General features: G+C 66.6%; 6 protein-coding genes and 1 tRNA gene. All 7 read right to left on the bottom strand.

Annotated elements, in window-relative coordinates:
- Window positions 1–275: 275 nt before the first annotated feature.
- The 7 genes from ACWAUG_RS12580 to topA all read right to left on the bottom strand — a co-directional run bounded on the left by ACWAUG_RS12580 (window position 276) and on the right by topA (window position 7,917).
- Entirely contained in the window at window positions 276–923 is a 648-nt protein-coding gene (locus ACWAUG_RS12580; protein WP_298038887.1) for a YigZ family protein, read from the bottom strand.
- Window positions 920–1,453: a DUF1697 domain-containing protein gene (locus tag ACWAUG_RS12575; RefSeq protein WP_298038889.1), complete on the bottom strand. Its 534-nt coding sequence runs from the start codon at window positions 1,451–1,453 to the stop codon at window positions 920–922. Before ACWAUG_RS12575 ends, ACWAUG_RS12580 begins: the two co-directional genes overlap by 4 nt.
- Before the next feature lie 122 nt (window positions 1,454–1,575).
- Window positions 1,576–1,648, bottom strand: a tRNA-Thr gene (locus ACWAUG_RS12570).
- A 58-nt stretch (window positions 1,649–1,706) separates the two neighbouring features.
- Window positions 1,707–3,266: an alpha/beta hydrolase gene (locus tag ACWAUG_RS12565; RefSeq protein WP_460802668.1), complete on the bottom strand. Its 1,560-nt coding sequence runs from the start codon at window positions 3,264–3,266 to the stop codon at window positions 1,707–1,709.
- Between the two features lie 2 nt (window positions 3,267–3,268).
- The gene (locus tag ACWAUG_RS12560; RefSeq protein WP_298038894.1) at window positions 3,269–4,423 is read right to left on the bottom strand and encodes a DNA polymerase III subunit delta'; all 1,155 of its coding nucleotides are present in this window, start codon (window positions 4,421–4,423) and stop codon (window positions 3,269–3,271) included.
- 45 nt (window positions 4,424–4,468) lie between these two features.
- Window positions 4,469–5,095, bottom strand: a complete 627-nt coding sequence (gene tmk, locus ACWAUG_RS12555; RefSeq protein WP_298038897.1) for a dTMP kinase — start codon at window positions 5,093–5,095, stop codon at window positions 4,469–4,471.
- Window positions 5,092–7,917 carry a type I DNA topoisomerase gene (topA, locus tag ACWAUG_RS12550; protein ID WP_460802667.1) on the bottom strand — a complete coding sequence of 942 codons (2,826 nt, stop codon included), beginning with the start codon at window positions 7,915–7,917 and terminating at the stop codon, window positions 5,092–5,094. Before topA ends, tmk begins: the two co-directional genes overlap by 4 nt.
- Between the last annotated feature and the right edge of the window lie 43 nt (window positions 7,918–7,960).

The raw sequence follows: 7,960 nt of genomic DNA, 5'->3' as shown, positions 1-7,960 counted from the left end.
TGACGAACTATGTTGCCAGATCGCTACTCGAAGCCGGAGGATTCAGACCCCACCTACACCCTCGATTGCGATGAGCCACGAAACGTGCCGCAGTCATGACACTTGTCCACGACGGATACAGTCTGCAGGCTGTATCCGCAGAGATAGAAAAATGCGATGTGCGATGCCGCAACTGTCACGCGATCATCACCTATGAGCGAGCAGGCTCGACCTGGCGACTCACCGCTGTTTCTTCATCTGCTGCAGCTGCGCGCATCGAGCTATAGCAGTTTCCGTCACCGCGGAACGTCGAGCAGACGCTCTTCCCCGGTCGGGACGGCTTCGACGGCGCCGGCGGATGCCGCGGCGATATCCGTGCGTAGAAGCGGCACCGATTCCGGTGACGCCCACACCGCGAACGATGCGCGTGCCGCGTAGTCGGGCTCTCCGAGCACGGCGTCGTTGTTGCGAACCCAGTCGCGCAGCAGGTTGTCGAAACGGCCCGCATCCGCATGATCGACCGAGACGATGACCTCGGCGAGAACACGGCGATCCACGAGGCGCGCCAGATCCAGCGTCTCGGAGACCGCCGAGGAGTAGGCGCGAACGAGCCCGCCCGCGCCGAGCTTGATGCCTCCGAAGTAGCGCGTGACGACCGCCACGACATCCGTCAGCTCGCGGCGCCGCAGCACCTCCAGCATCGGCACCCCGGCCGTTCCCGAGGGTTCGCCGTCATCCGAGGAGCGCGCCCGGTCGCCGAGCGCCCCCGTCACCTGCGCAGAGCAGTTGTGCCGGGCATCCCAGTACTGCTTCTTGATCGCCGCGATCACCGCATCCGCGTCCTCCGGCGAGGACACCGGCGCGACGTGGGTGATGAAACGGGACTTCTTGATGACGAGCTCATGATCAACGGCTGCGGCGATCGTCGCCGGATGCACCCTCATGCCGTCAGCTCGATCAGCGTGCGCACGGTGCGCAGATTGCGAGCCGTCCCCGGTGTGCGCAGAGCACCATCGAGCACGGCCTTCGTGAGCTTGGTGCGCCCGACTCCACCATCGCCGTAGTCGATCCACAGATCCCGCCCGATCAACGCGATCCTCTCCCCCGCGAGCAGCCGACCCTCGAGCGCACCCGAAGCCCCCTCGGCGGCGACGGACTCGAGGAACATCGCGTGCACGGACTTCTCCCCGCCGTCGCGGAACGGCGATGTCGACTCAGAAGCGACGAGCTCCTCATGCGTACGCGCGATGACCGGAGTGTCGACATCGAACTCCCGTTCGATGACTTCGCGCACGCGTGCACAGGCCGCCGTGGCATCCGCCGGCGAATCACAGATGATGTTCCCGCTGGCGATGTACGTCGAGACACCCGTCAAGCCGCTTTCGACCCCCAGAACCGCGCGGAGCTTCGCCATCGGCACGAGGTTGCGTCCGGAGACGTTCACGGCGCGCAGCAGCAGGACGCTCCGGCTCATGACGATTCCTCGATGGATTCGTCATGCAGATCGACGAGGAGAAGAGCGCTGGTCATGCTTCGAGCGTACGCCGTGCGCGGGAACGACGAAGGGGATCCGGTTTCCCGGATCCCCTTCTCATGAGCCGCTTGTCAGAATCGAACTGACGACCTTTTCATTACGAGTGAAATGCTCTGCCGACTGAGCTAAAGCGGCGTGCGACGCGTTAGCGGCACGATCAATAATATTACCCTGTCGACGCCGTAATGCGAAATCAGTCGCACATGAGGTCACCATCGGGACTGATGCCGTCGATGAGATACCTCTCCACGGCCTCGTCGACGCAGACGTTCCCCTTGTTGTAACCGGTGTGCCCCTCTCCCACGCGGGTGATGAGGATGCCGCCCTCCAGCTGCTCGGCGAGCGCCACCGACCACTCGTAGGGAGTCGCCGGGTCATTGGTCGTGCCGATGACGAGAATCTCGCCGGCTCCGGCCGCATGGATCTCATCGCGGGTTCCCGTCGGCGGAGTCGACCAGACCGCGCAGGTGTCGGGGCCGCTCCAATACGGAGCGATCGTCGGCGCGCCCTCTTCGATCCTCTTCATCGCCGCATCTTCGGCCGCGGTGTCATCCTCCAACGGATAGTCCACGCAGTTGTAGGCGAGGAACGCCTCCGTCGAGTTGTCGAGGTACACGCCGTCCTCACGCCCGTTATAGGCATCGGCGAGGTAGAAGGCGATGTACGGGTCGCCCTGCAGCACGCCCTCGAGCCCCTGCGTGAGGATCGTCCAGTTGTCCTGCGAGTACAGCGTCACGATGATCGCCGTCATGAGCGAGTCCGCGCCGAGCATCCGGCCGTCGCCGTTCTTCAAGGGGCTGCGCTCCACACTCGCCAGCAGCGCGCCGAGATCGGCCATGGCCTCATCGACCGTGCCATTGAACGGGCACGCGCCGGAATCGAGGCAGTCCTCCATATACGCGCGCAGCGCCGACTCGAAGCCGAGAGCCTGCGTCGTGCCGACCTCGAGACCGGGAACGGAAGGATCGATCGCGCCATCGAGCACGAGGCGCCCGGCCTTCTCGGGGTACAGGTTCGCGTAGGTGGCGCCGAGGAATGTGCCGTAGGAGAACCCGAGGTAGTTCAGCTCATCATCGCCCAGGACCGCACGCAGCAGATCCATATCGCGGGCGGAGTTCACCGTTGTGATGAACGGCAGAATGCCGTCGCTGTTCGCCTCGCAGGCCTCAGCGAACGCCTGATTGCGCTCCGTGAGCTCGGCCTCCCACTCGTCGCTGCCCCGCGGAGCCTCCGGGATGTCGTAGAGGTGCACATCCATCTCGGCGGCATCGAAGCAGCGCACGGCCGTCGACGACCCCACACCGCGCGGATCGAAGCCGATCACGTCGTAGTTGTCGATCAGATCCTGCCCGACGGCGTAGCCGAGGCTGTCGAGGATGAAATCTCGTCCGCTGCCGCCCGGGCCACCGGGGTTGGTCAGCAGTGACCCGATGGGAGACCCCGTCGCCTGGTGCCTGACGACGGCCAGTTCGATCTCGCCGTCGGCGGGGTTCTCCCAATCCAGTGGCGCCGTCACCATCGTGCAGTCGAAGCCGACCCCGCCGCCATCACAGCTCGTCCACTCGAGCGTCTGGGAGTAGAACGGCAAGAGATCAGCCGCGACCCCCGCGGTGTCGGGCGCCTTCGTCGTGGAGGGCGCGGGCTGCGCCTGCTCGGGGATCGCCGCGTAAAGGCAACCGCTGAGGGTGACCGTGGCCACCGCCAGACCGGCGATCATGGGGATGAGGCGTCGTCCGCGGGACGTCTTTCGCATGGTCACGGTTTCCTCCCGCTCGCGACGGTCACGAGCAAACTCTCGAGCGCGAGCGTCGGAGCGACGTTGCGCTCCAGGGACTCGCGGGTATCGGCCAGATGATCGAGCACGATCAGCGTTCGATCGACGGGCCAGGCTGCGGCCAACGCCGCAAGGTCGGTGTTCAGCTCACGGTTGATCAGATCGTCTCCGCGGCCGTACTGCAGCATCATGACGTCGCGGAACAGCGACTGCAGATCGGTGAGCACACGGTCGATCCCGTCCCGAAGGCTGCGCGTCGCGCGCTTCTTCTGGTCGTCTTCCAACGCTGAGATCTGTGAGCGGACGGCCGGGGGCACGGCCTGTCCCTCGGCGATGCCCACCGTGCGCAGCAGTGACGCGCGTTCGGCGGCATCTCGCTCGGCGGTCAGGGCCTTCGCGTCATCGGTCGCCGCCTGGATGATCTCCCCCGCCGTCTCCACCGCGGTGCCGACGCCGCGGACATCGAGCACTGCGCGCAGGGTCGTCGCCCGGCGGCGGCGCGCCGCCTCATCCGTCGCCAAGCGCTGCGCCATACCGATGTGCCGCTGAGCGTGGCGCGCCGCCTGCTCGGCGATCCCCGGTTCGGCGCCCGTGCGCTGCACGATGAGCCGTGCGACATCGTCGACGTCGGGCTCGCGCAGGCGCAGCGGCCGCACGCGGGAGCGGATCGTCGGGAGGAGATCTGCTTCGCTCGGCGCGCACAGCACCCACACCGTGCGCTCCGGCGGCTCCTCCAGCGCCTTGAGCAGCACGTTCGACGTGCGCTCGACCATGCGATCGGCGTCTTCGACGACGATCACGCGGTACCGGCCCGCCGAAGGGGCGAAATACGATCGCTCGACCAGCGCACGGGCCTCTTTGATCGTGATGATGACCTTATCGGTGCGCAGAGCCGTGACATCGGGGTGCGTACCTGCGAGGACCTGGCGCATGGTGTGCTCGTCATCGGGCCCGGAGGCGATGAGAGCCGCCGCGAAGGCATGCGCGAGCGTCGAACGCCCCGATCCGGGCGGCCCGGTGATCAACCATGCGTGCGACAGCGCCGCAGGATCAGCGGCCGCATCGCGCAGCGTCTCGACCGCGGCATCCTGCCCCCAGACATCCGTCCACGGGAAGGGGGCGAGCGTGACGGTCATGTACTCAGCCTAACCGGCGCCGCCGACAGCGCCCGTGCCCACTCGTCAGATCAGGTCGGCGACCCGGGACCGGATCGCCGCGGAGATATCCTCGACGGATGCCGCGGCATCCAGAACCAGGAACCGCTCCGGCTCCGCATCCGCCAGCTTCCGGAAGGCATCCCGGACCCGCACGTGGAAGTCGAGCTTCTCCGCCTCGAGCCGGTCGAAGGGCTTGTCGGCCGCGTCCAGGCGCAACCGCGCCGCCGCGGGATCCAAGTCCAGCAGCACCGTCAGATCCGGCAGAGCCCCCTCGGCCGCCCACAGCGACAGGGCGCGGACCTCGTCCGCGTCCAGCACCCGTCCAGCGCCCTGATAGGCCACGGAGGAATCGAGGTAGCGATCCTGCAGCACGACCTCCCCGCGCTCCAGCGCCGGCATCACGACCGTCGCGACGTGGTGCGCACGGTCCGCGGCGTACAGCAACGCCTCGGCGCGCGGCGCGATGTCCCCCCGGTGATGCAGGACGATGTCGCGGATCAGCTGACCGACCTCGCTGCCGCCCGGCTCGCGCGTGCGCACGACCGTTCGGCCCGTCTCGCCGAGCCATGCCTCCAGCAGCTGAGCCTGCGTCGTCTTCCCCGAGCCATCGCCGCCCTCGAGCGTGATCCAGAGTCCCGGGCGCTCGGTCACGAAGCGGCTGCCTTCTTCGCCGCAGCATTGGCCGCACGCGTCGCCGCAGCCTTCTTCGCCGCAGCCGACCGCGCTGCAGCCTTCTCCTCGTCGGTCTTGGGCGCCGCCTTCTTCGCGGGAGCCTTCTTCGCCGCGGGCTTCTTCGCCGCCGTCTTCTTGGCAGGAGCCTTCTTCGCGCCGCGCTTGGGGGCGGGCCCCTTGGCTCGCTTATCGGCGAGCATTTGAACGGCGATCTCGAACGTGATGTCCTCGGGCTTCTGGCCGCGCGGAATCGTGACGTTCGTCTCACCGTCGGTGACATACGCACCGAAGCGGCCATCGCGAATGCGGATCGGCTTGCCGCTGACCGGATCGGCCTCGAACTCCGCGAGCGCGCTGGAAGCCCGACGCGAACCGGCACCGTACTTCGGCTGCTTGTAGATCTCCAGCGCCTGTTCAAGGGTGACGTCGAAGATCTGCTGCTCGCTCTCCAGCGAACGCGAATCCGTGCCCTTCTTCAGGTACGGACCGTACCGGCCGTTCTGCGCCGTGATCTCGTCATTCGTCTCCGGATCCGTGCCGACGACGCGCGGCAGGCTCAGCAGCTGCAGAGCCGTCTCCAGATCGACGGTCTCGACGGACATCGAGCGGAACAGCGAACCGGTGCGCGGCTTGGGCGCGTCCTTCTTCGCCGTCTTCTTCTTCGGCTTCTCGATGACCTCACCGGTCGTCTCGTCGGCCTCGACCGGCTCCTCCGGCAGGTTCTCCTGCACATAGGGGCCGTAGCGACCGTCCTTCACGACGATCTCTCGACCGTTCTCCGGGTTCGTGCCGAGCACGCGGTCACCGGCGACCGGGGCATCGATCAGCTCACGGGCCTTCTCCGCCGTGAGCTCATCGGGTGCGAGCTCCTCGGGGACGTTGACGATGCGGCCGCGCTCATCCGGCTTGGCCGGATCGATGACCTCGAGGTAGGGACCGTACTTGCCGAAGCGGAGCGTCGCCGTATCGGTGATCTTCGTCGAGTTCAGCGCACGCGCATCGATCTCGCCGAGGTTGTCGACGATCTGACGCAGACCGGTGTGCTCGTCGGAACCGAAGTAGAACGACTTCAGCCATTCGACGCGCTTCTGCTCGCCCGTGGCGATCGCATCCAGGTCGTCCTCGAGCGCCGCCGTGAAGTCGTAGTCGATCAGGTCGGTGAAGTGCTCCTCAAGCAGACGCACGACGCTGAACGCCATCCACGTCGGAACGAGCGCCTGACCGCGCTTGGTCGCATAACCGCGATCGATCACGGTGCCGATGATGCTGGCGAACGTCGAAGGGCGGCCGATCCCCCGCTCCTCCAGAGCCTTGACGAGCGAGGCCTCGGTGAAGCGCGGCTTCGGGCTGGTCTTGTGGCCCTTCGGCTCAGCATCCGACATCGTGAGCTCATCGCCGACGGCGACAGCCGGCAGCGACTGGTTGGAGTCGGCATCGGCATCGGCGCGCTTCTCATCGCGCCCCTCTTCATAGGCTTCGAGGAAGCCCTTGAAGGTGTAGACAGTTCCGGATGCTGTGAACTCGGCGTTCTGCCCCGCGGCATCCACCGACAGCGTCACGGTCGTCGTCTCGTATTTGGCGTCGGACATCTGGCTGGCGACCGTGCGCTTCCAGATGAGGTCGTACAGGCGCAGCTCTTCGCGATCGAGCTCGCCCGACACCGATGCGGGCTTGCGGAAGTTGTCGCCCGAGGGGCGGATGGCCTCGTGCGCCTCCTGCGCGTTCTTGCTCTTGGACTTGTACACCCGGGGCTTCAGCGGAACCGCGTTGTCGCCGTAAAGCGCCACGGCCTGGCTGCGCGCGGCCTGCACGGCCTGCGTGCTCAACGCGACCGAGTCGGTACGCATATAGGTGATGAAGCCCTTTTCATACAGGCGCTGGGCGACGCTCATGGCCTGCTTGGCGCTCATCGAGAGCTTGCGTCCGGCCTCCTGCTGCATCGTCGAGGTCGTGAACGGCGCGTACGGGCTACGGGTTCCCGGCTTGGCCTCGACTTTGGTGACCGTGCCGGCACCGGCCGCATCGACGGCCTGGGCGAGAGCCGTGGCCTTGCTCTCGTCGAGCACGACGACGGCCTTCTTGAGCTTGCCGGCGTCATCAAAATCCGTGCCGCGGGCGAGCTGTCCGCCGTCGACGCGCACGAGACGCACCCCGAAGGCGCTGGCGCCGGCGGCGGTCGCGGCGACGTCCCAGTATTCGGCCGAGACGAACGCCATGCGCTCGCGCTCGCGCTCGACGATCATGCGAGTGGCCGCGGACTGCACGCGTCCGGCCGACAGGCCGGTCTTGACCTTGTACCAGAGCACCGGCGAGACATCCCAGCCGTACAGGCGATCGAGGATGCGCCGGGTCTCCTGCGCATCGACGAGTGCGAGGTCGAGCTCGCGCGTATTGCCGATCGCCGCCTGGATGGCGTCCTTCGTGATCTCGTGGAAGACCATCCGCTTGACGGGGACCTTCGGTTTGAGGGTCTCGAGCAGATGCCAGGCGATCGCCTCGCCCTCGCGGTCGCCATCAGTGGCCAGCAGGACTTCGTCAGCGGTCTTCAGCGCACGCTTGAGCTCGGCCACCGTTTTCGTCTTGCGGTCGGAGACGACGTAGTACGGGTCGAAGCCGTTGTCGATGTCGATCGAGTACTTCCCGTATGCGGCCTTGTCTGCCGCCGGGATGTCCTTCTTGTCCGCGAGGTCGCGGATATGGCCGACGGAGCTGAGCACCTCATAACCGTCGCCGAGGTACCCCTGAATCGACCGCATCTTCGTCGGGGACTCGACGATGACGAGCTTCTTGCCTTCAGCCAAGGGGGCGTCCTTTCTTCGAAGCACACCATACACACCGTGGTGG

Source organism: Microbacterium sp. GXF6406 (assembly GCF_054798215.1).
Note: the sequence above shows the minus strand (reverse complement) of the source record. Positions and strands in the feature narration are given on the sequence as shown.